Source organism: Stenotrophomonas sp. FR024, assembly GCF_047500745.2.
Lineage (GTDB): Bacteria > Pseudomonadota > Gammaproteobacteria > Xanthomonadales > Xanthomonadaceae > Stenotrophomonas > Stenotrophomonas maltophilia_A.
The window spans coordinates 84869-107014 of the sequence record NZ_JAXAXM020000003.1 but is presented as its reverse complement, the minus strand read 5'-3'; the positions used below and the strand labels follow the sequence as shown (position 1 = coordinate 107014).

The following is a 22146-nucleotide window of genomic DNA, read 5'->3' as shown; positions in this document are numbered from 1 at the left end:
CCTTCCCACGCAATCTGGAATCTCGTGATGAACGTACTTGTCATCGGCTCTGGCGGCCGCGAACACGCCCTGGCATGGAAGCTGGCCCAGTCCTCCCGTGTCACCGAAGTGATCGTGGCGCCCGGCAACGCCGGCACTGCCAGCGAAGACAAGTGCCGCAACGTGGCGGTCAAGGTCACCGATATCGACGGCCTGCTGGCGCTGGCACAGGCCGAAGGCGTGGCGCTGACCGTGGTCGGCCCGGAAGTACCGCTGGTGGCCGGCGTGGTCGACCGCTTCCGCGCCGCCGGCCTGCGTATCTTCGGGCCGACCGCTGCTGCCGCGCAGCTGGAAGGCAGCAAGGCCTACGCCAAGGACTTCCTGGCCCGCCACAACATCCCCACCGCGTTCTACGCCGTGCACACCGAGGTGGACGCCGCGCTGGCCTACATCCGCGACAAGGGCGCACCGATCGTGGTCAAGGCCGATGGCCTGGCCGCCGGCAAGGGCGTGATCGTGGCGATGACCCTGGCCGAAGCCGAGGACGCGGTGCGTGACATGCTCTCGGGCAACGCGTTCGGCGATGCCGGTGCCCGCGTGGTGATCGAGGAATTCCTCGACGGCGAGGAAGCCAGCTTCATTTCGATGGTGGACGGCGTGCATGCGCTGCCGATGGCCACCTCGCAGGACCACAAGCGCGTCGGCGACGGCGATACCGGCCCGAATACCGGCGGCATGGGCGCCTATTCGCCGGCCCCGGTGGTCACCCCGGAGGTGCACGCCCGCGTGATGCGCGAGGTAGTGAACCCGACCGTGCAGGGCATGATCGCCGACGGCATCCCGTTCACCGGCTTCCTCTATGCCGGCCTGATGATCGATGCCAGCGGCGCGCCGAAGGTGATCGAATTCAACGTGCGCTTCGGCGATCCGGAAACCCAGCCGGTGATGCTGCGCCTGCAGTCGGATCTGGTGGAGCTGGTGGAAGCCGCCATCGACGGCCGCCTGGATCAGGTGGAAGCACACTGGGATCCGCGCCCGTCGCTGGGCGTGGTGCTGGCCGCGAAGCCCTACCCGGAAGCACCGATCACCGGTGACGTGATTTCCGGCCTGGATGATGTGCCGGCCAGTGCCAAGGTGTTCCATGCCGGTACGGCATTGGATGCGCAGGACCAGGTCGTCAGCGCCGGCGGCCGCGTTCTGTGCGTGGCCGCACTGGGCGACAGCGTGCGCGACGCGCAGGCGAATGCGTATGCAGGCGTGGCCAAGGTGACCTGGGCCAATGAGTTCCACCGCAACGACATCGGCTGGCGGGCGATCGCACGCGAGGGGTGAGGTCCGGCGCCGCAGCCACGCATGGCGTGGCTCTACAGGCGCCACACCGCCGGGGTAGATCCACGCCACGCGTGGATTGAACACCTCGGAAAAGCAAAGGCCCGGCAGAACCGGGCCTTTGCTTTACAGGACTGCTTCGAGTCCCTTCCGATCAATCAGGTTAAGCAACTTCAGTGACGGTCCGCTGGGCTTCTTTTCGCCCTGCTCCCAGCTGCGTACGGTGGAAACGCTGGTATTGAGAACTCCCGCAAAGACCGGCTGACTGAGCTGCAATGACGTACGCAGGGCACGTATCTGGGCACTGCTGTACTCAGGCACCGGCTCAAGGCAAAGCGCTTCGTAGCTGCTCAATCGACGTTTATCGATGAAACCATGCGCGTGCAGACTCACAGCGGCATCATGCACTGCTTCAAGAAGCGCACTTTTCGCGCGCCGTCGCTCAGGGGTCTTCGTCATGGCTGATCTCCTGTAGATCCCCGTACTCCACGGCACGATTCAACTGCGCCGCACTCATTTTCAGGAACTCCGATGCGTACAACTGCAGCGCATCGCGTTCCGCATTCGTGATCGCAGCACGCTCATTCTTCTCGTAGCCGAAAAGTAAGAACCAATGCCCGCCTCGCTGTGTAGCGACGATGATTCGAACGCTCCCACGCTTTCCTCGCCCCGGCAAGGCAACGCGCTTCTTGAAGATTCCGCCGCCAAGATCAGCATCCACCAGACCCGCTTCCATTTCACGTACCGACCGGTACGGCGCAGCGTCGGACAGGGTGGTCCTGCGCATGCTGCGATTGAAACTTCGTGTGAGGAAGACGCGTGGCATGATCATACCGTGCCACTGCGTGGTACAGCGTGAACATCAGCATCCAGCACATGATCAGGTCGGCGCAACCACCGTCCTGGCGTCAGAATAGAGCCACGTCATGCGTAGCTAAGCCCCACAAACGAAAAAGGCCCGGCACTGCTGCCGAGCCTTTCACAATTGCGACGCCTTTCCGCTTACGCGGTGAACAGCGCCTTCATCTTCTTCAGCGCGTTCGCTTCAACCTGGCGGATGCGCTCGGCGGACACGCCGTACTCGTCGGCCAGCTCCTGCAGCGTCACCTTGCTGTCGGCATCCAGCCAGCGGCGGCGGATGATGTCGCGCGAGCGGGCGTCCAGCTCGGCGAGGCCTTCGCGCAGCAGCTGCATCTGGTTGTCTTCGCTGTCTGCACGTTCGTAGGCCATCGACGGGTCTTCGTCGTTGGCAACCAGGTACGCAGCCGGCGACGGCGGCGCGTGTTCGTTGTCTTCGTCGGCCGGCGCATCGAAACCGATATCGCGACCGGACAGGCGCGACTCCATTTCCATGACCTCGCGCTCGGACACGTTCAGGTCCTTCGCCACCGCGCTGACCTCAGCCGCGTTCATCCAGCCCAGGCGCGTCTTCGACTTGCGCAGGTTGAAGAACAGCTTACGCTGCGCCTTGGTGGTGGCGACCTTCACGATGCGCCAGTTCTTCAGGATGAACTCGTGCATCTCGGCACGGATCCAGTGCACGGCAAAGGAGACCAGGCGCACGCCCATGTCCGGGTCGAAGCGCTTGACCGCCTTCATCAGGCCGATGTTGCCTTCCTGGATCAGGTCGCCCAGCGCAAGGCCGTAGCCGTTGTAGCCGCGGGCCACGTGCACCACGAAGCGCAGGTGCGAATGCACCAGCTCGCGGGCGGCGTCCAGATCGTTGCCGTCGCGGAAGCGACGGGCCAGGTCCTGTTCGTCATCGACCGACAGCACCGGGATCTGGTGCACGGCACCGATGTAGGCGTCCAGCGAACCGAGCGCACTGGGAATCGGGAGATTGTTTGCCACAAGGGCAGTAGAGGTGTTCTGGCTCATAGGCACCCATCTTAGCAGTCCGGGATTTGGACTGCTAAAGGAGGAAAAAGTTCCAGCATCCTATTGATGCAACACTGGTCCCAAACAGAGCCCTACCGTAGCGCGATTTGATGACAGTGGCGAGCATGCTTTTCGGGATTCACAATCCCTTGGAATTCAATCAATTACCTGCTGGAAACCGGCCGATTCCGGTCAAGCGGAGCTGAACGGGCCGTTCTTGAGGCCCATTCAGGCCAGAAGACGTTGCCGGGTGTTCAGGCCCGAAGGCTGAGGGCCGCACCTTTACTACTAAGAAACCCGTTGACAGCCATCCGGCGACATGCTCCGATGCATCAACTAATTCATACGTAGAAGCGCATGGCCCGCCCTGTCTCGCAGAATCCCACCCCCGCCGAGCAGGCCATCCTCGACATCCTCTGGGACAAGGGCGAAGCGTCCGTCCGCGATGTGGCGGATGTGCTCGGCGAACACAAGCCGGTCGCGTACACCACGGTGCTGACCATGTTCAACGTGCTGGCGAAGAAGGGCTTTGTCAGTCATCGCCAGGAAGGTCGCGCCTACATCTATCACGCCACGCTCAGCCGCGAGCAGGCCCGCCGGCAAGCGCTCGACCATCTGCTGCATCAGTTCTTCGACGGCTCACCGAACGTGTTGGCACAGCACCTGGTGGACGAACGCGAAATCGACCGCAACGAACTGCAGGCACTGCAGCAGCGCATCAGCGATGCCAGGGCCGGGAGGAAGGAATGAACCTCATCGACCTGGCGATGGCATTGGGCGCACGACAGTTGCTGTTGTCCGCAATCGTGCTGCTGCCCGCGCTGTGGCTGGCACGGCGGCGGGCCCTCAGTGCCGAACAACGCTCCTGGCTGCTGGCCGCCGCGATGGCCGTTGCCCTGCTGCTGCCGCTCAGCGCCTTCCTGCCGGGCTGGTCGACCACCCTGCCCGCACCGGCACCGCCCGCGGCTGCGTTCCACCCCATGCCCGGCGAAGGGGCAACGGCGGAAGAAGCCATCTTCGAAGCTGGACGGCAGCCCGACATCTACTACGTTGAACTGCCGAAGACCCTGCCGACACTGCTCGCATTGCTGTGGCTGCTGGGCACCCTGTGGCTGGGCATGCGCCTGCTGGATGCGATGCTGCACGCACGCCGGCTGCGGCGGATGGCGCAACCGGCATCCGCCGGACTGCGCGCGGTCCTGGCCGACATCGTGCCCGCCCACGTGATGATCGCCACCTGCGCCGTCGACGGGCCGATGGTCGTCGGCCTATGGCGCCCGACGATCCTGCTGCCGCGCCCGCTGCTGGCCCGCCTGGACAACAGCGTGCTGCGCGACATCGTCCGCCACGAGATTGCACACCTGCAGCGCCGTGACCTGTGGACAAGCACGCTGCTGCGGGCGGGAACAGCACTGTTCTGGTGGAACCCGCTGCTGCACGTTGCCCAGGCACGCCTGGCGGTACTGCGCGAGATGGCCTGTGATGCACGCGCTGCGATGCAGGCACGCGAACCGCTGGACTATGCAGGTTCGCTGCTGGCCAGCGTCGAACAGCTGCAGGCCCTGCGCGAGGAGGCACCCACGCTGGCGCTGGGCATGTTCAGTGCACGCAGCCAGCTGGCGCAGCGCATCGATCAGCTGGTGGACGCCACGCCCCACGCCCCCCGGCGCCACAGCCTGCTGGTGCTGGGCCTGCTGCTTCTGCTGGCCTGCGCCGGCACCGCGGTGGCTGTCTCACCACGGCTCGCCCCATCGCCGGCTGCCAGCGCCTCCGATACGCGCGTCAACACCCTGCTCCAGGCCGCCGGCACGCATGACCTCGTGCAGGTCCGCGCGTTGGCGGCGGCGGGCGTCGATCTCGATGCACGCGTGCTCGGCGATGGCACGGCGCTGATCCAGGCCGTCCGCGCACGCGACCCGGCGATGGTCAACGCCCTGCTGCAGCTGGGGGCCGACCCCGATCGCGCCGCACTGGGCGAGGGCAATCCGTTGATCGTCGCCTCCGCGCTGGGCCTGCAACCCATCATCGAGCAGCTGGTGCAGGCCGGCGCCGACGTCAACCGGGTCGTGACCTATGACGAGACACCGCTGATCAATGCCTCGCGCGAAGGCCACCTGGTCACCGTGCAGTACCTGCTCGCGCACGGCGCCGACATCAACCTGGGCGTGGAAGCCGACGGCTGGCTGGGGCGCTGGCGGACACCGCTGAACCAGGCCGGCAACGCGGCCGTGCGCGACTACCTGCTGGCGCAGGGCGCCCGCCGCGAACGACGCTGACGCCGCCGCATCGCCTCCTGCACTGCGGCGCTGACCCCGTTCCACCCGCAACGACCGGACGCGGCAGGCGTGCGTGGCAACCCCTGCGCCGATCCCAACCCTCTTCCACTCCTGCAAGGATGTCGATGATGAACCGCCTGTTGCTGTGTTCGCTGCTGGCCTGCCTGAGCCCGTTCCGCGTGATGGCCACCGACGCCGTCGCTGAAGACGCTGCGCGCTTTGCCCAGGCAATGGCCCATGGCCTGCGCCCCGGCACGGCCCCGCTGGGCGCGGCGCTGCCGCGATGGTCGATCGAGGAACGCCTTGCCCATTACAAGGTGCCGGGTGCCGCCGTTGCGGTGATCCGCGATGGCAAGGTGGTGTACGCCGCCGGGTACGGCCTGCGCCAGGCAGGCACGCGCGACGCGGTGGATGCCGATACCGTGTTCTCGGTGGGCTCGGTCAGCAAGATGGGCGCTGCGGCGACCACCCTGAAGCTGGTTGCTGCCGGCAAGGTCTCGCTGGAGGAGAACATCGATCCACGCCTGCGCCGCTGGCATGTGCCTGCCGATGCGCAGGGACTGCACCCGCCGATCAACCTGCGCATGCTGCTGTCGCACACCGCCGGCTTCAATGTGCATGGCTTCCAGGACTACCAGCCCGCCGAACGCTTGCCGACCTTGCTGCAGACACTGGATGGACTGGCGCCTGCAAAGAATGAACCGATACGCCTGATCCACGCGCCCGGCCAGCAGGTCGACTATTCCGGTGGCGGCTACACGGTGGTGCAGCTGGCGATCGAAGACCTGACGGGCAGAGCATTCGCCGACGTCGCACGTCGCGAGGTGTTCGCGCCACTGGGCATGTCCCGCAGCACGTACCAGAGCCCCTTGCCTGCCGGCTACGGCAACGTTGCCCATGCGCACGACAACAAAGGCCTGCCGGAGGCCCTGCCACGCGGCTGGCAGAGCTTTCCGGAACAGGCGGCGTCCGGGCTGTGGACCAGCGCCAACGACATGGGCCTGTTCGTCGCGGCCCTGCTGCGCAGCATCCGCACCAAGGATGGATGGCTGCCGCAGTCATTGGCCCTGCAGATGGTCAGCGAAGTGGCGCCGGCCGGTCGTGGCCTGGGACCGGAGCTGGCCGGCAACGGCGCCAGTCGCCGCTTCTTCCACAATGGCAGCAATGACAGCTATCACGCCGGCATCGAAGGCTACCCGGAGAGCGGCGATGGATTCGTCATCCTGACCAATGGCGACAACGGCCCCGCACTGCGCGGGGAAATCCGCAATGCCCTTTCCGACGCACTCGGCCACAATGCCAAACCAGTCATCCGCACGCTTGACCCGGCGCTTCTGCGCGACAGCTACCCAGGTTTCAGCGGCCACTTCGTACTCGATGGCGCGCTGCCGATGGACGTCCGCGGCGGTCTCGCTGACTGGTTCGAAGCCACGACGTTGGACGTACAGGCAGGCCAAGCGGGACTGGAACTGCGCCTTCCAGGACGGGGCAAGGCCGTCATGCTCCAGGCACTGACCCCTGTCCGCTTCCTCGCCGGCAGCGTAGGTGCGGAGCTGCTGTTCCACCGTGGTGGCGACGGCACGGTCCAAGCCCTCAGCGTGATTGCCGAAGGCGCGCGTGCCTACTATCGGCGCGCGGATATCGCGCCAGCAGCGGGCCATTGATCCATCGCTGGCGGCGCCGGGCTACTGCCCGGCCCGCTCAGAGCGCCGAACGCGGCGGCAGCGACCAGTCGATCGGGGCCTGGCCGCGGCGCTGCAGGTACTCGTTGGCCATCGAGAAATGCTGGCAGCCCAGGAAGCCGCGGTGGGCCGACAGCGGCGACGGGTGCGGCGACTTCAGCACACGGTGGCGGCGGGTATCAATGACCTTGCCCTTCTGCTGCGCGTAGGCACCCCAGAGCATGAACACCAAGCCTTCGCGTTCGCGGTTGAGCACGTCCACCACGTGATCGGTGAAGCCTTCCCAGCCGCGGCCCTGGTGTGCGCCGGCCTTGCCCTCCTCCACCGTCAGCACGGCATTGAGCAGCAGCACGCCGCGCTGCGCCCATGGGATCAGGCAGCCGTGGTCCGGGCGCGGGATACCGAGATCGCTCTCGATCTCCTTGTAGATGTTCAGCAGCGACGGCGGCACCGGCACGCCCGGCGGCACCGAGAAACTCAGGCCATGCGCCTGGCCACGGCCGTGGTACGGGTCCTGGCCGAGGATCACCACCTTCACCTGCTCAAATGGCGTGGCGTCGAACGCGGCGAAGATCTGCGGGCCGGGCGGGAATACCGCCGCGCCACTGGCCTTGCGCTGGCGCAGGAAGCCGGACAGCTCGCGCATCTGCGGCTGCAGGAGGTAATCGCCGACATGCTGCTTCCAGCTCGGTTCCAGCTGGATCGCCGGGGTGTCCGCTACTTCATCAATCATTGCACCACTTCATCGAATCAGGGGTCCATCGTTCAACCGGGCCAGGCGCAGCTGGAACAGCACCTTGGTGACCAGCAGCCGTTCTTCGATCGGCTTGAGCACCAGGTCGTTGGCGCCGGACTGCAGCAGCCCGGTCTGGTTGTGCGGGTTGCCGTCGCCGGTCATCACCAGCACCGGCAGGCGGCGCTTGCCGTAGCCGAAGTCCACGCGCACGCGCTGCACCACGTCGCGGCCGCTCAGTTCGCCCTTCAGGGTGACGTCGGTCAGCACCAGGTCGATGCGGTGGCGGCTGCGGCCCAGCGACTCGGCGGTGAGCAGGGTGAACGCCTCTTCGGCGCTGACCACGTGCAGCACGTTCAACTGCTGGCGTTCGAGCATGCGCTTGGTGGCCTCGGCCACCACGCGGCTGTCCTCGATGTAGAGGATGGTCGCGCCGGGAATGGTCTGCGGCTGCACATAGCCGCGGATGAAGGTCGCCAGCGCCTCGTGGCCCAGCGCCTTGTCGAAATAGTCGGTGACGTACTCGGTGAAGCGACGCTGCTCCAGGTGCTGCTGGGCATCGCCGGACACCACGATCACAGGCACATAGGCCTGGCCGGCCGCTTCGCGGACCATCCGCGCCAGCGCCAGGCCGTCGCCATCACGCAGGGTCAGCGAGGTGGTCACCAGGTCCACCGGGCCCTGCGCCAGCGCCTGCTGCGCATCCTCGATGCTGTCGCAGCCGATCACCTCCACGCCCGGCAGGTCGCGCTGCAGGACGTCGGCGATCAGCTTGCGGACCAGCTTCGAGCCATCGACCACCATCACCCGCGTCGCGGGCCCTTCAAGGTGCTTCAGCGCTTGCGGTTGCATGCCGGTCTCAGGTGTCGGTCGGGCGGGTCTGGCGCAGGAAGTGGCCGGTAACCAGCCACGCGCCCAGCCAGCCCAGCAGCAGCGTGCCGAGCAGGACCAGGCCGCCGTGCAGCAGGTCCAGGCCGTGCAGCACGAACGGGCTGCCGTAGCTGCGCGAGAGTTCGGCCAGCGGCACGCGCAGTGCGGCACCGGCGGCGCCGATCAGCGCCAGCGCAACCGCGCCGGCGCCCAGGCCATACCACGCACCCAGGTACAGGAACGGGCGGCGGATGAAGCCATCACTGGCGCCGAGCAGCTGCAGCACGCCGATCTCTTCGCGGCGGGCCTGGATGTCCAGGCGCACGGTGTTGCCGACCACCAGCGCGGCACCGACGCCGAGCAGGACCGACAGCACCTGCACCAGCCGCGCGCCGAACGCCAGCCAGGCATCCAGGCGCTGGCGCCACAGTGCATCGTGCTGCACCAGGTCGGCCTCGGGCAGGCTCTCCAGCGCGCGTGCCAGGCGCGCGTCGTCCTTGCCCTGGCCGGGGGTGATCACCAGCAGCGAGGGCAGCGGGTTGTCATTGAGTGCGTCGATCGCCTCGCCGAGGCCGGCGTCGCGCAGTTCCTGCAGGCCCTGCTCGGGCGTGCGCACGTTCACTTCGGCCACGTCGTCGCGGTCGCGCAGCTGGCCGGCCAGGCGCAGCGCGCCGGGGCCATCGACGTTGCCCTTCAGGAACACATTGATGTCGCGCGACTGCTGCACGCTGCCGGCGAACTGCTTGAGGTTGTCCAGCGCGATCGACAGGCCCAGCGGCAGGGCCAGCGCCAGCGCCATGACCATCACCGTCAGCAGGGTCGCCCACGGCTTGCGGCAGGCACGGCCGAGGCTGAACACCACGCTGTGCGCGTGGTGCTGGAACCAGACGCCCACGCGCGAGGGGGCGGCGGCTTCGCTGTTTTCGTTCTTCGCCATGCGTTACTCCGCCAGATCCTGCGGCGAGATGTCATCCACCAGCCGGCCGTGGTCGAGGATCAGCACGCGCTTGCGCATGCGGCGCAGCAGCGGCAGGTCGTGGCTGACCACCAGCACGCTGGTGCCGCGCGCGGGCAGCTCGGCGAACAGGGCCATGATCTCCGCCGCCAGGGTCGGGTCGAGGTTGCCGGTCGGCTCATCGGCCACCAGCAGCTTGGGCTCACCGACGATGGCGCGGGCGATGCCGACGCGCTGCTGCTCACCGGCCGACAGCTGCGAGGGCAGCGCCTTCTCGCGGTGGCCCAGGCCCATCCGTTCCAGCACCGAGCGCACGCGCTTGCTGATGTCGCCACGGCGGGTGCCGCGCAGGATCAGCGGCAGCGCCACGTTCTCGGCGATCGAGCGGTCCATCAGCAGGCGGTGGTCCTGGTAGACCGCACCCACCGCGCGACGGTGGCGGGGCACATCGCCGCCACGCACCTTCAGCAGGTTGCGCTCGTCGAACACCACCGCGCCACGGCTGGGCCGCTCGTCCAGATGGATCAACTTGAGCAGGGTGCTTTTGCCCGCACCGGAATGGCCGGTGACGAACAGCATCTCGCCCGGCGCGACCTCGAAGCTGACATCGGTCAGTGCCTCGTGGCCACCGGCGTACTGTTTGCTGACATTGTCGAAGCGCAGGACACTCATGCCCCGATTATGCAGGACCGGCGCGACGTCGTGGAGACGGTCACACGATCGGTAGTGCCGGCCGCTGGCCGGCAACCCACACAGCTGCCGGCCAGGGTGGGTGCCGACCGTTGGCCGGCACGCCCTTGAAGCCACCCGACCAACGGTCGGGTGCTACCCGCTGATCGACAGCGCCGATCAGCTACCCGACAGCATCCGGCGGATCTTGCGGCCGATGCGGGTCAGGAACGAATCGCCGGTATCAGCAGCCGTGCGCACCGGCTTGGCCACCACCTGCACCGGGGTGACCGGGCTGGCGCCATTGCCGGCGGCGTTCTGCACACCCTCGGCACCTTCGACCGGACGGCCGTGGCGACGACGACGGCGCTTGCGCGGCTTGTGCTCACCGTCCACCGCACCTTCCGGTGCGCCTTCAGCACGCGGCGGGCGCGGCGGACGCGGGGCCTGCGCGGCAGCGCCTTCGGCACCGGCGGCCGGGGCGGCAGCGCCCTGCTCGCCTTCCACGCGCGGCTTGCGCGGGCCACGCGAACGGCGCTCGCCGCTGCGCTCACCGTCGCGGCCACCGCGGCCACCACCACTGCCGGAACGGCCGCCACTGCGGCCACCGCCACGGCGCTCTTCCTCGGCAGCGCGGGCTTCGCGCGCTTCGCGGAAGATCTGGCCGACGCTTTCGTTGTCCTCGCCTTCCTCGCCCGCAGCCGGGGCCGGGCGTTCCGGGCGCGGCAGCGGCGTCAGCAGTTCCTTGGTGACCGGCTCGGACGGAATCTTCTGCTCGATATAGGCCTCGATGTCCGGCAGGCCCATCGCGTAGCGCTCGCAGGCGAAGCTGATCGCATCGCCCTCTTCGCCCAGGCGCGCGGTACGGCCGATGCGGTGCACGTAGTCTTCGGCGTCGAACGGCAGGTCGTAGTTGTAGACGTACTTGATGCCATCGATGTGCAGGCCGCGCGCGGCCACGTCGGTGGCCACCAGGATTTCCAGCTGGCCCTTCTGGAAGCGGTTGAGCAGGCTCTCACGCTTCTTCTGCGGCACGTCGCCGGACAGCACGCCGACGCGGTAGCCGGCCTTTTCCAGCGAACGGGCGACGCGTTCGACGAACACCTTGGTGTTGACGAAGACCATGGTGCGCGCGCCTTCGCTGCGCGACAGCAGACCCAGCAGCAGCGGGATCTTCTCGTCGTCCGCCGGGAAGTAGATGCGCTGGCGCACGCGCGCGGCGGTGATGGTCTCGGCTTCAACCACCAGCTTCTGCGGTTCGTTCATGTGCTCGTAGGCCAGCTCCAGCACGCGGTGGCTGAGGGTGGCACTGAACAGCAGGGTCTGGCGGGTGGTGCGCTCGGGCATGCGGCGCAGCAGGAAGCGGATGTCCTTGATGAAGCCCAGGTCGAACATGCGGTCGGCTTCGTCCAGCACGCAGATCTCGCAGGCGTGCAGCGAGACCACCTTGTGCTGCTTCACGTAGTCGATCAGGCGGCCCGGGGTGGCGATGATCACGTCCACGCCCTGCTGCAGCAGTTCGCGCTGCTTGTCGTAATCCACGCCGCCGTAGACCAGAGCGAAACGCAGGCCCAGGTCGGAACCGAACTTCACCGCATCCTTGTGGATCTGGATGGCCAGCTCGCGGGTCGGGGCGAGGATCAGCGCACGCGGATCTTCCGGCTTGCGATCGGCCAGCGCCGGACGCGTCAGCAGGCGGTTCACGACAGCGACCAGGAAGGCCAGGGTCTTGCCGGTGCCGGTCTGGGCCTGGCCGGCAACATCACCACCGGGCAGCGCGACCGGCAGGGTCAGCGCCTGGATCGGGGTGCAGCGGGTGAATCCGGCTCCTTCAAGGCCGGCCTGCAGGGCCGGGTGCAGCTCGAAGGAGGAAAAGGTCAAATCGGTCAGCGGTTTGTCGCTCATGAGTCCGTCTTGGTATGGCCGCCGGCCCGTGGGGCGGCTGGCACTTCATCGTCTAGGGGCACCGTCGCAAACTGCGGCCCCTGCGGCGGGTTGGCAGGCTGGGACCACCCGGTCCGCGCGCCGCACAATGGCCCAGTTTAACGCACTCGGGCAGGCAAACCGGAATGCCCGGTCTCACCGGATGGAGAGACGACGCGCCTTCATCCAGCCACACCGGACTTGAACGACCCCGCCGGTCCCGCTGGTGTCGCCCGCTGCCACCCCCATCTTCGGGAAGACAGTGAAATCCGACACATACCGGGCTTCGAAGCGATCACGATACGCTGGGTTCCAGCCGGCGCCTGTCCCCGCCCTGCGATAGGGGTACACTGCCGGCCGTGAGCGTCCAGGCATCCCGCCGAACGCACCGTGGCAGTGCGCCGCGAGGCAACGACGAGGGTCGCGCCACCGGGCATGGCCCAGTTCACCCACCTCCGGCATGGCCGGGTGCAATCCAAGACGAGAAACCAAGATGAGCGACAAGGTTGTACATGTCGGCGACGCCGACTTTGATAGCGCAGTGCTGAATTCCAAGGAACCGGTGCTGGTCGATTTCTGGGCCGAGTGGTGTGGCCCGTGCAAGATGATCGCCCCGGCGCTGGACGAACTGGCCGACGCCTACCAGGGCCGCGCCAAGATCGCCAAGGTCAACGTCGACCACAACCGTGCGCTGGCCGCCAAGTACCACGTGCGTTCGATTCCGTACCTGGTCGTGTTCAAGGACGGCGAGAAGGTCGGCGAGCAGATCGGCGCGGTGGGCAAGGCCCAGCTGGCCGGCCTGCTGGACAAGGCCCTGGCCTGATCCTGCTGTTTTCCGGCAGCCGCCACCCGCGGCTGCCGGCGGACGCCCAGCGTCCATGATGAATGCTGTTCCCGGCAGCCCTTGCACGGCGCCGCAGGCCGATGATAGTGTCGGCACATCCGGCCGCGTTCGCGTGCCGCACCCTCTGGACGCAGTTTCTTCCAGACCCATTCCCAACGTTCGCCGCCCCAGCCGGGCGCTCGCACCTTCAAGCGAGGAATAACGCTCTTGTCCGATAACACTTCCGAAACCGGCAGCGCCGATGCGCCCGCCGAAAAGCGCGTGCGCAAGCCCCGCGTGAGCAAGGCCGCCGCCCCGGCAGCCGCCGAAACCAGCGCCGCTCCGGCGCAGCCGACCCTGCCGCTGGCCGCCGCGCCCGAGGCACCGGCCCCCGCCCCCGCACCGAGCGCGCCCGCCGCCGAGGCCCCTGCCAGCAGTGGCGGTGGCGAAGGTGGTGAGGGTCGCGAATCCGGCCAGCCGCGGCAGCAGAACCACCAGGGGGGCGGCCAGAACCAGGGCCAGAACCCGTACAACCAGAACGGCCAGCAGGGCCAGGGGCAAGGCCAGGGCAACCGCCGTGACCGCTTCCGCAACCGCCGCGACCGTGACCGCAACAACAACCGCTTCCGCGACGACGGCATGCCCAACGACGGCGGCGAGCAGCAGCCCTTCGTGCCGCGTCCGCACGCCAACGTGCCCGAGGGCTTCCCGGTCTACTCGCTGAGCGACCTCAAGCGCATGCCGGCACAGAAGCTGCTGGAAATCGCCGAGCAGCTGCAGATCTCCGAAGGCGTGGCCCGTGCCCGCAAGCAGGACGTGATCTTCGCCCTGCTGAAGGTGCTGACCCGCCACGGTGACGGCGTCGCCGCCGACGGCGTACTGGAAATCCTGCCGGACGGCTTCGGCTTCCTGCGCGCGGCTGAAGCCAGCTACCTGGCCGGCCCGGACGACACCTACATCTCGCCCAGCCAGATCCGCCGCTTCAACCTGCGCACCGGCGACCACATCTCCGGCCGCATCCGCTTCCCGAAGGACGGCGAGCGCTACTTCGCGCTGAACATCGTCGACACCATCAACGGCGAGCCGATCGAAGCGTCGAAGAACAAGGTGCTGTTCGAGAACCTGACCGCACTGTTCCCGCGCCGCCGCTTCACCCTGGAGCGCGGCAACGGTTCGTCGGAAGACATCACCGGCCGCATCCTCGACCTGATGGCCCCGCAGGGCAAGGGCCAGCGCTCGCTCATCGTGTCGCAGCCGAAGGCCGGCAAGACCATGATGATGCAGCAGGTCGCCACCGCCATCACCACCAACCATCCGGACGTGCACCTGATCGTGCTGCTGATCGACGAACGCCCGGAAGAAGTGACCGAGATGCAGCGCACCGTGCGCGGCGAGGTCATCAGCTCGACCTTCGACGAGCCGGCCGCGCGCCACGTGCAGGTGGCCGAAATGGTCATCGAGCGCGCCAAGCGCCTGGTCGAGCACAAGAAGGACGTGGTGATCCTGCTCGACTCGATCACCCGCCTGGCCCGCGCCTACAACAACGTGGTGCCGAGCTCGGGCAAGGTGCTGACCGGTGGTGTGGACGCCAACGCCCTGCACCGCCCGAAGCGCTTCTTCGGTGCCGCGCGCAACGTGGAAGAAGGCGGCAGCCTGACCATCATCGCCACCGCGCTGGTCGATACCGGCTCGAAGATGGACGAGGTGATCTACGAAGAGTTCAAGGGCACCGGCAACAGCGAAGTGCACCTGAGCCGCCGTATTGCTGAAAAGCGCGTGTTCCCGGCCATCGACATCAACCGTTCCGGCACCCGCCGCGAAGACCTGCTGATCGAACCGGAGCTGCTGCAGAAGATCTGGATCCTGCGCAAGCTGCTGCATCCGATGGATGAAATGGCCGCGATGGAGTTCCTGCTCGACAAGATGAAGAACACCAAGTCCAACGACGAGTTCTTCGGTTCGATGAAGCGCTGATCCCTGGCGCTGCATCAGAAGAAACCTGCCGCTCGCTGCGGCAGGTTTTTTTTTGCCTGCAGGGCGACGCACTTCACTTCGCTGGCGCCCGCTTTTGGCGATAATCCGCGCGATACCCTGCCCGGCCCCCGTGGGCCCTGCCACCGATTCCCGCTGTCGCCCCTTCCGGAGAACCGGTCGGGTCCAGCCTCCTGCCGGATCCGTCGACGCATGCGAACGCTGTCTCCCCGCCTCAACCTGGGCAAGCTGATCCTCGCCCTGGCCCTGCTCAGCGCCATCATCGCGCTGGCCAACACCCTGCTGGCCAGCTACCGGGTGCAGCGCGACCAGCTGGTCGGCAATACCCTGGAAGCCAACCGCGTCTACGCCACCAAGCTGGCCGAGACCACCCAGAACTTCCTGCTGGCCGCGCAGCAGCAGCTGGCCTATGCCGCGACCCGCCTGGGCGAGGACGACCTTGATCCGAAGCAGGCCCAGGATGAAGCCAGCCGCCTGCAGCTGCAGTCCAGCAGCTTCAACTCCTCGCTGGTGGTGGATGCCGACGGCCTGGTGATCGCCACCTCGCCGCAGACCCTGCAGCTGCAGGGTGAGGTGCTGCACAGTGTCGGCAACAACGCGGCACTGGCGGCGCGCCAGCCCATGATCAGCGATCCCTACCAATCGGCCACCGGCAAGCTGCTGGTGTCGCTGTCGCACCCGATCTTCGACCGCCAGGGCCGCTATCGCGGCTATGTCAGCGGCACCCTGTACCTGCGCCAGCGCAGTGCACTGCACACGCTGCTGGGCAAGCACTACTACCGCGACGGTTCCTACCTGTACGTGGTGGACCGCAATGGCCGCCTGCTGTACCACGCCGATGGCAAGCGGGTGGGTGACTACGTGGTCGGCAACCCGGCGGTGAAGGCCGTGGTGCGCGGAGAACGGGGCGCACAGCAGGTACGCAACAACCGCGGCGTGTCGATGCTGGCCGGCTATGCACCGGTGGCGGCCACCGGCTGGGGCATCATCGCGCAGCGCCCGACCGAGGCCACCCTGCAGCCGCTATCGCGGTTGATGACCGCAGTGATCTGGAATGCGATTCCACTCGGCCTGCTGTCGCTGCTGGTCACCTGGTGGTTCGCGCGCCGCATTTCGATGCCGCTGTGGCAGCTGGCGCGCAACGTGCAGGGCGGCGAGGACACCGGCAACGCGATCAACCACGTCAGCGGCATCCGCGCCTGGTACTTCGAGGTCGCCCAGCTCAAACAGGCGGTGCTGCACAGCTTCAATGCGCTGCAGGATCGTATCGGCACGCTCAACCGTGCCAGCCGCACCGACCCGCTGACCGGCCTGCTCAACCGCCGCGGGCTGCAGCAGGCGCTGGATGCGCTGCAGGTGCAGGGCATTCCGTTCGCGATCCTGGCGCTGGACATCGATCGCTTCAAGTCGATCAACGACAGTTACGGGCATGACGTCGGCGACAACGCCATCGTCCACATCGCCGACCAGATGCGCCGCTACTCGCGCGACAGCGACATCCTCTGCCGCGCCGGCGGCGAGGAATTCCTGCTGCTGCTGCCGGGCATCAGTACTGAATCGGCCCGCCAGGCCGGTGAACGCCTGCGCCAGCACATCGCCGACCATCCGTTCGAACCGGTCGGCACCATCACCGTATCGCTGGGCGTGGCCCACTTCCCCAGCTTCCATGTCGACGCAGAACAGGCGCTGCGGCTGGCCGACAAGGCGCTGTACATGGCCAAGGAACAGGGCCGCAACCGGGTGGTGGTCTACCCGTACGCCGACTGACGCGGAGCCGGGCTGCCCGGCTCCGCAGCGGGTCTCAGCCCTGCGCCAGCGGGGTCAGCAGGCGCAGGCCGCGCTTGGCGCCGTCCACCATGTAGACGCCGCCTTCCGGCAGCAGATCGCTGCCGACCTGCTCGACCGGGTCCGCCTCGCGCCACGGGACGGTCTGCCGCGGCCCCGGAATGAAGGCGCGCCAGCGGCCATAGCGTTCCGCCACTGCATTGGGATCATTGTTCAGGGCGAAGTTCACCGGGATGCGAACCGTCCAGCTGTCCCGGGTGCTGTCCTCGCCGGTGGTCGGCGGCTTGAAGGTCCACGTGCGGGCGGTGCTGACACTGGCTCTGGCCAGGATGTCGCGCATCTTGGCCAGGGTCCGCTCAGGTGCGACCACGGCCATGTTCACCTGCTCGGCGGCCACATCGGCCACTGTTCCGTCACGGGCCACCTTGACCAACAGCAGCACCTCACCCTGGCCACCGTTACGGTAGGCCGCTTCCGGGTAGCGCGGCGGCGTCATGTGCAGCTGGGTCACCGAATCGGTGGCCTTCGGATCGTACTCGCTGAAGTCGACACTGGTCATGCTGATTTCATAACCGCCATCGGCCGCAGCCTTGCCGCGCAGGCGAACGCGCAAAGGGGCCCGCGTGGCCACCGCCTGGCCATCGCGCAGCGTGGGCTCGAAGCGCCAGCCACCGATGGTGCCTTCCACGAAGGAGGCGATGCTCGGGGCCACCATGGCTTTCTGGTCCAGCACCAGCGAACGGACCGCGCCCTCCGGCGTGACCTCGATATGACCGGACAGCACCATGCTCATTTCCGCAGTCGCACGTACAGCACGTGCGGTCTGCGCAGTGGCATCGCCTGCAAGCAGGGGGGCGCCGGCACCTACGGCCAGCGCGAGGGCGAGAAACAGTGGGGAACGCATCATTGCCGGATCCTTGGTGATGAACGGCGAGCCTATCCCAGTCCCAGCCGCCATGACAGCCGGTTCACGCCAGCCGGTGTGCGCCCGCGTAGGGCGGCGTGTCCGGATAATCACCCCGGGCGAAGCGTTCCTGCAGGCCCTGCCACCAGCCCGGGTCGAACAGGTGCCGGTAGTGCTCGCGCACGGCTGCCAGCTCCGCAGCAGGCAGGCCCATGAACGGACCGAAGCGCTCGGGAAACACGTCGCGCGGGCCGACATGGAACCACGGCTCGTCGGCCATCGCTTCCTCTGGCGTGCGTGGCTGCGGCCAGGCGCGGAACACGCAGTCGCTGACCAGGCACAGCTCGTCATAGTCATAGAACACGGCCCGGCCGTGCCGTGACACACCGAAGTTCTTCGGCAGCATGTCGCCGGGGAAGATGTTGTTGCGCGCCATGTCGGTGATCGCCTGCGCGTAGTCGAGCACCGCCGCGCGCACCGCCTCGCCGGACTGCTCGCGCAGGTACAGGTTCAAAGGTCGGAAACGACGTTGCACATAGCACAGTGCGACTTCGACCTCGTCGCCATCGACACGTACGCTCTGCGCGCACTGCTGCAGCAGCTCTTCCAGCAGGGCCGGCGCGAAGCGCTCGCGCGGGAAACGCAGGTGGCGATAAGGCTGCGCATCAAGCAGGCGGCCGACACGATCGAGATTGAACACCAGCGCGTACTTCTCTTCCACCTGCTGCCGCGACATTGCCTTGGGCCAGGCGAAACGGTCACGGATCAGCTTGAACACCAATGGATAACTGGGCAGGGTGAACACCGCCATGACCATGCCCGGCGTGCCTTCGGCATGCACCAGCCGTTCCTGCGGATGCTCGTTGAAGTGGCGGAAGAAGGTTCGGTAGCGCTCGGTCTTGCCCTGCTTGGCACGTCCCAGCACCGTGTAGATCTCGTCGATCGGCTTGCCCGGCAGCAGGCTGCGCAGGAACACCACCGCGTCGCCCACGGTGCCCAGGTCAGCCTGGAAGTAGCTGCGCGACACGCCAAACAGATGGGCGACATCACGGCGCCGGGTCAGCACCGCATCGGCACGCAGGCCGCGCGCATCGTTGACCAGGGCAATCACGCATGGCGAAAAGCGATGCTCGCCGAACACGCGGCCAACCAGGTAAGCGCGGCGCTCGCGGTAGAACACCGTGTCGAGCAGTTCGATGCTGCGTACCGGCGTGTCCCCCCAATGGGCGAGGTCGTCCTGCAGGCGCACGGCGATGGCCGCCGCACAGCGCAGCTGGTGCGCATAGGGGATGTCGAAGCGGTAGTCGGCCAGCACGCGTTGCAGGGCCTCCACCGGCCGCGTCGGCGAGACCGCGTAGGTATGCCGCGCGACAGGATGGGTGATTGCATCGGAGGGCTCGACGTCGAAAGCAATGAATTCCAGCGCCGGGTCCACGCCGCGGGTAGCGAACAGGCGCCGCGACAGCGTGTTGTAGAAGGTCTTGTACAGCTCGGCGTCGATCAGGCCCTGCAGCAGCGCGCTGTACTGCGCGTGCACCTGCAGCCACAGCGCGCGCTCGCCGATCGCGTCATCGGCGAGGCGGCGCAACGCATCCATCTGCTCGGCGATGCACAGGTCGTACAGGGCGATGCGCTCGACCGCATCCTGTCGCGCACCAGCCCAATCGCGCTGCTCGAAGCGCTGCCGCGCCCGCGCGGTGATCGCCGCGAAGCGGGCATGGTACTGCTCGAAACCATCGCGGATGGCACCGGCGATACGCGGCGCCAGTACGGTTGCGATGACAGGCTCTGACATGCACGGCGTACCCGGGGAGGACCGTCTCCACCATACGCTGGCGTGGGGTGGCTTGTGTAGAGTCGAGCAAGCTCGACTCTACAACGCGCCGGTGGATCAGATCGCCAGTTCGGCCTCTACGTCCTGCACCTTGCGCCGCGCCAGCGCCAGGTTGGATTTGGTCCGGTCCAGCACGATGTAGAAGAACAGGCCCTTCTTCTTCGCCACCGGGCGCATGATGTGGTACGCCTTGCCCAGCGAGATCAGGATGTCCTCGATGCTGTCGTTGAGGTTCAGCGACGCGGCGGTCTTCATCTTGGCGCGGATCACTTCAGTGTTGCCGGCGGCGGCCACTTCCATGTCCATGCCGGCACCGGCTTCGCCCAGCAGCATGCCGCTTTCGTAGTCGACCAGCGCCACTGCCTGCGCGCCGTCGATGCCCATCAGTGCGTTCAACGATTCATTCAATCCAGCCACGTCGCACCCCTTGTCGATGTTGGTTCGAGCCCCTCGTTCCCCTGCGGCCGGGCTCACGATCCGCCGAGTTCGGCCAGGATCGCCTGGCCACATTCCCTGCTCTGCCACAGCACCTGGCCGATCACGCTGCGCTGGTCGCAGGCCGCCATCAGCAGCAGCGGTGCGCGCCCTTCGGCCTGGATCGCCAGCATCAGCACCTTGCCGCCCCCGGCCTCCAGCATCAGCGTCTGCAGATCGCCCAGCAGCAGTTCGCGGCCCACTGCCGCGGCCAGCGCCAGCATCGCGCTGGTCATCGCCGCCAGCCGCTCACCGCGCCCTCCGGCCCCGGCACTGACCAGGGCGAAGCCATCGACACTGGCCAGCACCACCGTGCGCACGCCTTCGACCCGCTGCTGCAGGTCCTGCAGCAGCGGCTGCAGTCGCTCACGCTGACCGGCATCGGGCAGTACCGCCATCTGCCCGTCAGCCATGCGCCGCCACCAGTGCGTGCGCTTCCATTTCGCTCATCAACACATCCATCAGCAACAGTCCCTGTTCGCGGTCGCGGGCATCCACCGCCAGCAGCGGCAGTGGTTGGTCGTCAAGGCTGGCACGGGCGGCCCAGTCGTCCAGTGCGGCCTGCGGTGCCTGGTCCAGGTGGGTGACCGCCACCACCAGTGCCAGGGATGATGCGAACGGCTGCAGCACCTGCAGGTAGTCCTCCAGCTCGCTGGCCAGCCCGGCACGACGCGCATCCAGCAGCAGCACCGCGCCACGCGCGCCCTGCAGCAGGATCGGCCACAGGAAATCGAAACGCTGCTGGCCGGGTGTGCCGTAGAGACGCAGGCGTTCGCCATTGGGCAGGTCGATGTCTGCGTAGTCCAGCGCTACGGTGGTGGAGGCCTTGTCGGCGCCGAAGCGATCACTGTTGGCCACATCCGTGTCGACCACCGCGCCAACCGCGATGCTGCGTACCAGGGTCGACTTGCCGCTGCCCATGCCGCCAAGCACCACCACCTTGTGCTCACGCATTGCGTTCGCTCCCGCGCAGGTGCCGCCACAGGCGGGCAAGCAGGCCGTTGTCGGTGCGGGTGCCACCTGTCGCCATCAGCGGCGCCGCCGGTGCAGTCTGCAGCTGCGCGTAGCCGCACAGGTAGGCGGCATGGATGAAATCGCGCACCGCCGCAGCCGGCAAATCAAGCAGCATCACGCACTCGTCAACCGTGCACGCGCGCTTGAGCAGCAGCGAACACAGGCGGAAGCCATCATGGTCGTGGCCCAGTACGCGGAAGTCCGGCCAGCGCAGCAGCTTCACTGAAGCGCCACGCAGGCGTTCGTCCAATGCCTGCCAATGGCGGCTGCGTTGCGCCCACTGCCACAGCAGCGGTCGCAGTGGCTGGCGTGGCCGCTCACCGGCCAGCGCCTGCAGGCGTGCGGGTGTCAGCGCATCCAGTTGCAGGCGTTCGAAGGCATCGGCCAGACGCTCCACCAGCGCCGCAGCCGGTTCCTGCAGCAGCACGGCCTGGTCGTGCTCCAGATCCATCAGCAGCAGAGGCTCGCCCGCATCACTCAACAGTGCCTGCCCCTGTCGCAGCGGCAGCCGCTCGCGCAGCAGGCGGGTGATGGCGTGTGCACCATCGGCCAGACGGATCGGTGCGGGTGCGTGCATGGCCATGGGCTCCGGTGCCAACTGCATGCGGCGCAGCGCGCGGCCGATGGCACCATCGTCAAGCACGTCCTGGTGCCCATCACCGTCACGCAGCTGGCCGCCCAGGTCTTCGATCCAGCACTGCAGTCGCGGACGCTGCTGACGCATGCGCTGGGCCGCGTTGCGCAGCGCCGGCGTATCGCGGATGACCAGCAGATCGCAATCATCCAGGTCCTGGCTGCGGCGGATCTGGCCGTCCGGCAGGGCCGATGCCACGCGCAGCCGCTGCAGCAGGGCCTGCTCGCCCTGGATGTCGGTTCCCACTACCAGCACGCGTGCCATCCGTGTTCCCCGTGCGGCCACCTCCCCGGTGGCCTCGCGTCGCCAAGGCTAGGGCATCGCCAGCGGCAGCCGTCGTGATCGACTGCTCAGATCGAGGGCGGTTGCAGGCTGTCTCCTATCCGTTCTGC

At 67.3% G+C, this 22146-nt stretch carries 21 protein-coding genes; 7 read left to right on the top strand and 14 right to left on the bottom strand.

Features of this window, described 5'->3' with window-relative positions; translation table 11 throughout:
- Positions 1-27: 27 nt before the first annotated feature.
- Positions 28-1311, top strand: coding sequence for a phosphoribosylamine--glycine ligase (gene purD / locus ACMZ91_RS04535; RefSeq protein ID WP_414577528.1), 1284 nt, complete (start codon positions 28-30; stop codon positions 1309-1311).
- Between the two features lie 123 nt (positions 1312-1434).
- On the opposite strand, the gene ACMZ91_RS04530 is transcribed toward purD, so the two are convergent.
- From ACMZ91_RS04530 to rpoH, 3 genes are all read right to left on the bottom strand, one after another.
- Positions 1435-1767 carry a helix-turn-helix domain-containing protein gene (locus tag ACMZ91_RS04530; protein ID WP_019338970.1) on the bottom strand — a complete coding sequence of 111 codons (333 nt, stop codon included), beginning with the start codon at positions 1765-1767 and terminating at the stop codon, positions 1435-1437.
- Positions 1751-2134 (bottom strand): type II toxin-antitoxin system RelE/ParE family toxin, encoded by a 384-nt coding sequence (locus tag ACMZ91_RS04525; RefSeq protein ID WP_414577525.1) that lies wholly within the window; start codon positions 2132-2134, stop codon positions 1751-1753. The genes ACMZ91_RS04530 and ACMZ91_RS04525 overlap by 17 nt, the downstream gene beginning before the upstream one ends.
- Before the next feature lie 176 nt (positions 2135-2310).
- The gene (gene rpoH, locus ACMZ91_RS04520) at positions 2311-3186 is read right to left on the bottom strand and encodes an RNA polymerase sigma factor RpoH (RefSeq protein WP_180838257.1); all 876 of its coding nucleotides are present in this window, start codon (positions 3184-3186) and stop codon (positions 2311-2313) included.
- Positions 3187-3543: 357 nt separating this feature from the next.
- Here rpoH and ACMZ91_RS04515 point away from each other — a divergent pair, with 357 nt between their 5' ends.
- The 3 genes from ACMZ91_RS04515 (at position 3544) to ACMZ91_RS04505 (ending at position 7126) form a co-directional block, all read left to right on the top strand.
- Positions 3544-3936 (top strand): BlaI/MecI/CopY family transcriptional regulator, encoded by a 393-nt coding sequence (locus ACMZ91_RS04515; protein WP_032129544.1) that lies wholly within the window; start codon positions 3544-3546, stop codon positions 3934-3936.
- On the top strand, positions 3933-5462 hold the full coding sequence (locus ACMZ91_RS04510) for a M56 family metallopeptidase (protein ID WP_414577522.1): 1530 nt from the start codon (positions 3933-3935) through the stop codon (positions 5460-5462). Before ACMZ91_RS04515 ends, ACMZ91_RS04510 begins: the two co-directional genes overlap by 4 nt.
- Before the next feature lie 128 nt (positions 5463-5590).
- The gene (locus ACMZ91_RS04505) at positions 5591-7126 is read left to right on the top strand and encodes a serine hydrolase domain-containing protein (protein WP_414577520.1); all 1536 of its coding nucleotides are present in this window, start codon (positions 5591-5593) and stop codon (positions 7124-7126) included.
- 37 nt (positions 7127-7163) lie between these two features.
- Here ACMZ91_RS04505 and ung read toward each other — a convergent pair whose 3' ends face one another.
- The 5 genes from ung to rhlB all read right to left on the bottom strand — a co-directional run bounded on the left by ung (position 7164) and on the right by rhlB (position 12276).
- Positions 7164-7877 carry a uracil-DNA glycosylase gene (ung, locus tag ACMZ91_RS04500; protein ID WP_414577518.1) on the bottom strand — a complete coding sequence of 238 codons (714 nt, stop codon included), beginning with the start codon at positions 7875-7877 and terminating at the stop codon, positions 7164-7166.
- Between the two features lie 9 nt (positions 7878-7886).
- Entirely contained in the window at positions 7887-8729 is an 843-nt protein-coding gene (locus ACMZ91_RS04495; protein ID WP_005411271.1) for a response regulator, read from the bottom strand.
- Positions 8730-8736: 7 nt separating this feature from the next.
- On the bottom strand, positions 8737-9684 hold the full coding sequence (gene ftsX / locus ACMZ91_RS04490; protein WP_005414664.1) for a permease-like cell division protein FtsX: 948 nt from the start codon (positions 9682-9684) through the stop codon (positions 8737-8739).
- A gap of 3 nt (positions 9685-9687) precedes the next feature.
- A complete protein-coding gene (gene ftsE / locus ACMZ91_RS04485; RefSeq protein ID WP_005411273.1) occupies positions 9688-10374 on the bottom strand; it encodes a cell division ATP-binding protein FtsE in 687 nt (228 codons plus the stop codon).
- A 177-nt stretch (positions 10375-10551) separates the two neighbouring features.
- Positions 10552-12276, bottom strand: coding sequence for an ATP-dependent RNA helicase RhlB (rhlB, locus tag ACMZ91_RS04480; RefSeq protein WP_032129537.1), 1725 nt, complete (start codon positions 12274-12276; stop codon positions 10552-10554).
- 511 nt (positions 12277-12787) lie between these two features.
- Between rhlB and trxA the strand changes: the two genes are divergently transcribed.
- The 3 genes from trxA to ACMZ91_RS04465 all read left to right on the top strand — a co-directional run bounded on the left by trxA (position 12788) and on the right by ACMZ91_RS04465 (position 16876).
- The gene (gene trxA, locus ACMZ91_RS04475) at positions 12788-13117 is read left to right on the top strand and encodes a thioredoxin (RefSeq protein ID WP_005411275.1); all 330 of its coding nucleotides are present in this window, start codon (positions 12788-12790) and stop codon (positions 13115-13117) included.
- Between the two features lie 228 nt (positions 13118-13345).
- Positions 13346-15091 carry a transcription termination factor Rho gene (gene rho / locus ACMZ91_RS04470; protein WP_005414668.1) on the top strand — a complete coding sequence of 582 codons (1746 nt, stop codon included), beginning with the start codon at positions 13346-13348 and terminating at the stop codon, positions 15089-15091.
- Between the two features lie 210 nt (positions 15092-15301).
- Positions 15302-16876: a sensor domain-containing diguanylate cyclase gene (locus ACMZ91_RS04465; RefSeq protein WP_032130287.1), complete on the top strand. Its 1575-nt coding sequence runs from the start codon at positions 15302-15304 to the stop codon at positions 16874-16876.
- A 34-nt stretch (positions 16877-16910) separates the two neighbouring features.
- On the opposite strand, the gene ACMZ91_RS04460 is transcribed toward ACMZ91_RS04465, so the two are convergent.
- The 6 genes from ACMZ91_RS04460 to ACMZ91_RS04435 all read right to left on the bottom strand — a co-directional run bounded on the left by ACMZ91_RS04460 (position 16911) and on the right by ACMZ91_RS04435 (position 22018).
- Complete coding sequence (locus tag ACMZ91_RS04460) at positions 16911-17801, bottom strand: energy transducer TonB (protein ID WP_032130286.1); 891 nt, start codon at positions 17799-17801, stop codon at positions 16911-16913.
- Positions 17802-17862: 61 nt separating this feature from the next.
- Entirely contained in the window at positions 17863-19593 is a 1731-nt protein-coding gene (aceK, locus tag ACMZ91_RS04455) for a bifunctional isocitrate dehydrogenase kinase/phosphatase (RefSeq protein WP_049463294.1), read from the bottom strand.
- A 96-nt stretch (positions 19594-19689) separates the two neighbouring features.
- Positions 19690-20049 carry a hypothetical protein gene (locus ACMZ91_RS04450; RefSeq protein WP_005419760.1) on the bottom strand — a complete coding sequence of 120 codons (360 nt, stop codon included), beginning with the start codon at positions 20047-20049 and terminating at the stop codon, positions 19690-19692.
- Positions 20050-20102: 53 nt separating this feature from the next.
- The gene (locus ACMZ91_RS04445; protein WP_049463295.1) at positions 20103-20519 is read right to left on the bottom strand and encodes a roadblock/LC7 domain-containing protein; all 417 of its coding nucleotides are present in this window, start codon (positions 20517-20519) and stop codon (positions 20103-20105) included.
- Positions 20512-21060 carry a GTP-binding protein gene (locus tag ACMZ91_RS04440; protein WP_049463296.1) on the bottom strand — a complete coding sequence of 183 codons (549 nt, stop codon included), beginning with the start codon at positions 21058-21060 and terminating at the stop codon, positions 20512-20514. Before ACMZ91_RS04440 ends, ACMZ91_RS04445 begins: the two co-directional genes overlap by 8 nt.
- Complete coding sequence (locus ACMZ91_RS04435) at positions 21053-22018, bottom strand: hypothetical protein (RefSeq protein WP_049463297.1); 966 nt, start codon at positions 22016-22018, stop codon at positions 21053-21055. The genes ACMZ91_RS04440 and ACMZ91_RS04435 overlap by 8 nt, the downstream gene beginning before the upstream one ends.
- Positions 22019-22146 lie beyond the last annotated feature (128 nt).

Bases quoted from the DNA above. Each gene is read 5' to 3' on its own strand.
- ftsX (WP_005414664.1), bottom strand. From the start codon at position 9,684: ATGGCGAAGAACGAAAACAGCGAAGCCGCCGCCCCCTCGCGCGTGGGC.
- purD (WP_414577528.1), top strand. From the start codon at position 28: ATGAACGTACTTGTCATCGGCTCTGGCGGCCGCGAACACGCCCTGGCA.
- ACMZ91_RS04495 (WP_005411271.1), bottom strand. From the start codon at position 8,729: ATGCAACCGCAAGCGCTGAAGCACCTTGAAGGGCCCGCGACGCGGGTG.
- rpoH (WP_180838257.1), bottom strand. From the start codon at position 3,186: ATGAGCCAGAACACCTCTACTGCCCTTGTGGCAAACAATCTCCCGATT.
- rhlB (WP_032129537.1), bottom strand. From the start codon at position 12,276: ATGAGCGACAAACCGCTGACCGATTTGACCTTTTCCTCCTTCGAGCTG.
- ung (WP_414577518.1), bottom strand. From the start codon at position 7,877: ATGATTGATGAAGTAGCGGACACCCCGGCGATCCAGCTGGAACCGAGC.
- ACMZ91_RS04525 (WP_414577525.1), bottom strand. From the start codon at position 2,134: ATGCCACGCGTCTTCCTCACACGAAGTTTCAATCGCAGCATGCGCAGG.
- ACMZ91_RS04445 (WP_049463295.1), bottom strand. From the start codon at position 20,519: ATGGCTGACGGGCAGATGGCGGTACTGCCCGATGCCGGTCAGCGTGAG.
- aceK (WP_049463294.1), bottom strand. From the start codon at position 19,593: ATGTCAGAGCCTGTCATCGCAACCGTACTGGCGCCGCGTATCGCCGGT.
- ACMZ91_RS04460 (WP_032130286.1), bottom strand. From the start codon at position 17,801: ATGATGCGTTCCCCACTGTTTCTCGCCCTCGCGCTGGCCGTAGGTGCC.
- ACMZ91_RS04510 (WP_414577522.1), top strand. From the start codon at position 3,933: ATGAACCTCATCGACCTGGCGATGGCATTGGGCGCACGACAGTTGCTG.
- ACMZ91_RS04435 (WP_049463297.1), bottom strand. From the start codon at position 22,018: ATGGCACGCGTGCTGGTAGTGGGAACCGACATCCAGGGCGAGCAGGCC.
- ACMZ91_RS04530 (WP_019338970.1), bottom strand. From the start codon at position 1,767: ATGACGAAGACCCCTGAGCGACGGCGCGCGAAAAGTGCGCTTCTTGAA.
- ACMZ91_RS04465 (WP_032130287.1), top strand. From the start codon at position 15,302: ATGCGAACGCTGTCTCCCCGCCTCAACCTGGGCAAGCTGATCCTCGCC.
- ACMZ91_RS04515 (WP_032129544.1), top strand. From the start codon at position 3,544: ATGGCCCGCCCTGTCTCGCAGAATCCCACCCCCGCCGAGCAGGCCATC.
- ACMZ91_RS04505 (WP_414577520.1), top strand. From the start codon at position 5,591: ATGAACCGCCTGTTGCTGTGTTCGCTGCTGGCCTGCCTGAGCCCGTTC.
- ftsE (WP_005411273.1), bottom strand. From the start codon at position 10,374: ATGAGTGTCCTGCGCTTCGACAATGTCAGCAAACAGTACGCCGGTGGC.
- trxA (WP_005411275.1), top strand. From the start codon at position 12,788: ATGAGCGACAAGGTTGTACATGTCGGCGACGCCGACTTTGATAGCGCA.
- ACMZ91_RS04440 (WP_049463296.1), bottom strand. From the start codon at position 21,060: ATGCGTGAGCACAAGGTGGTGGTGCTTGGCGGCATGGGCAGCGGCAAG.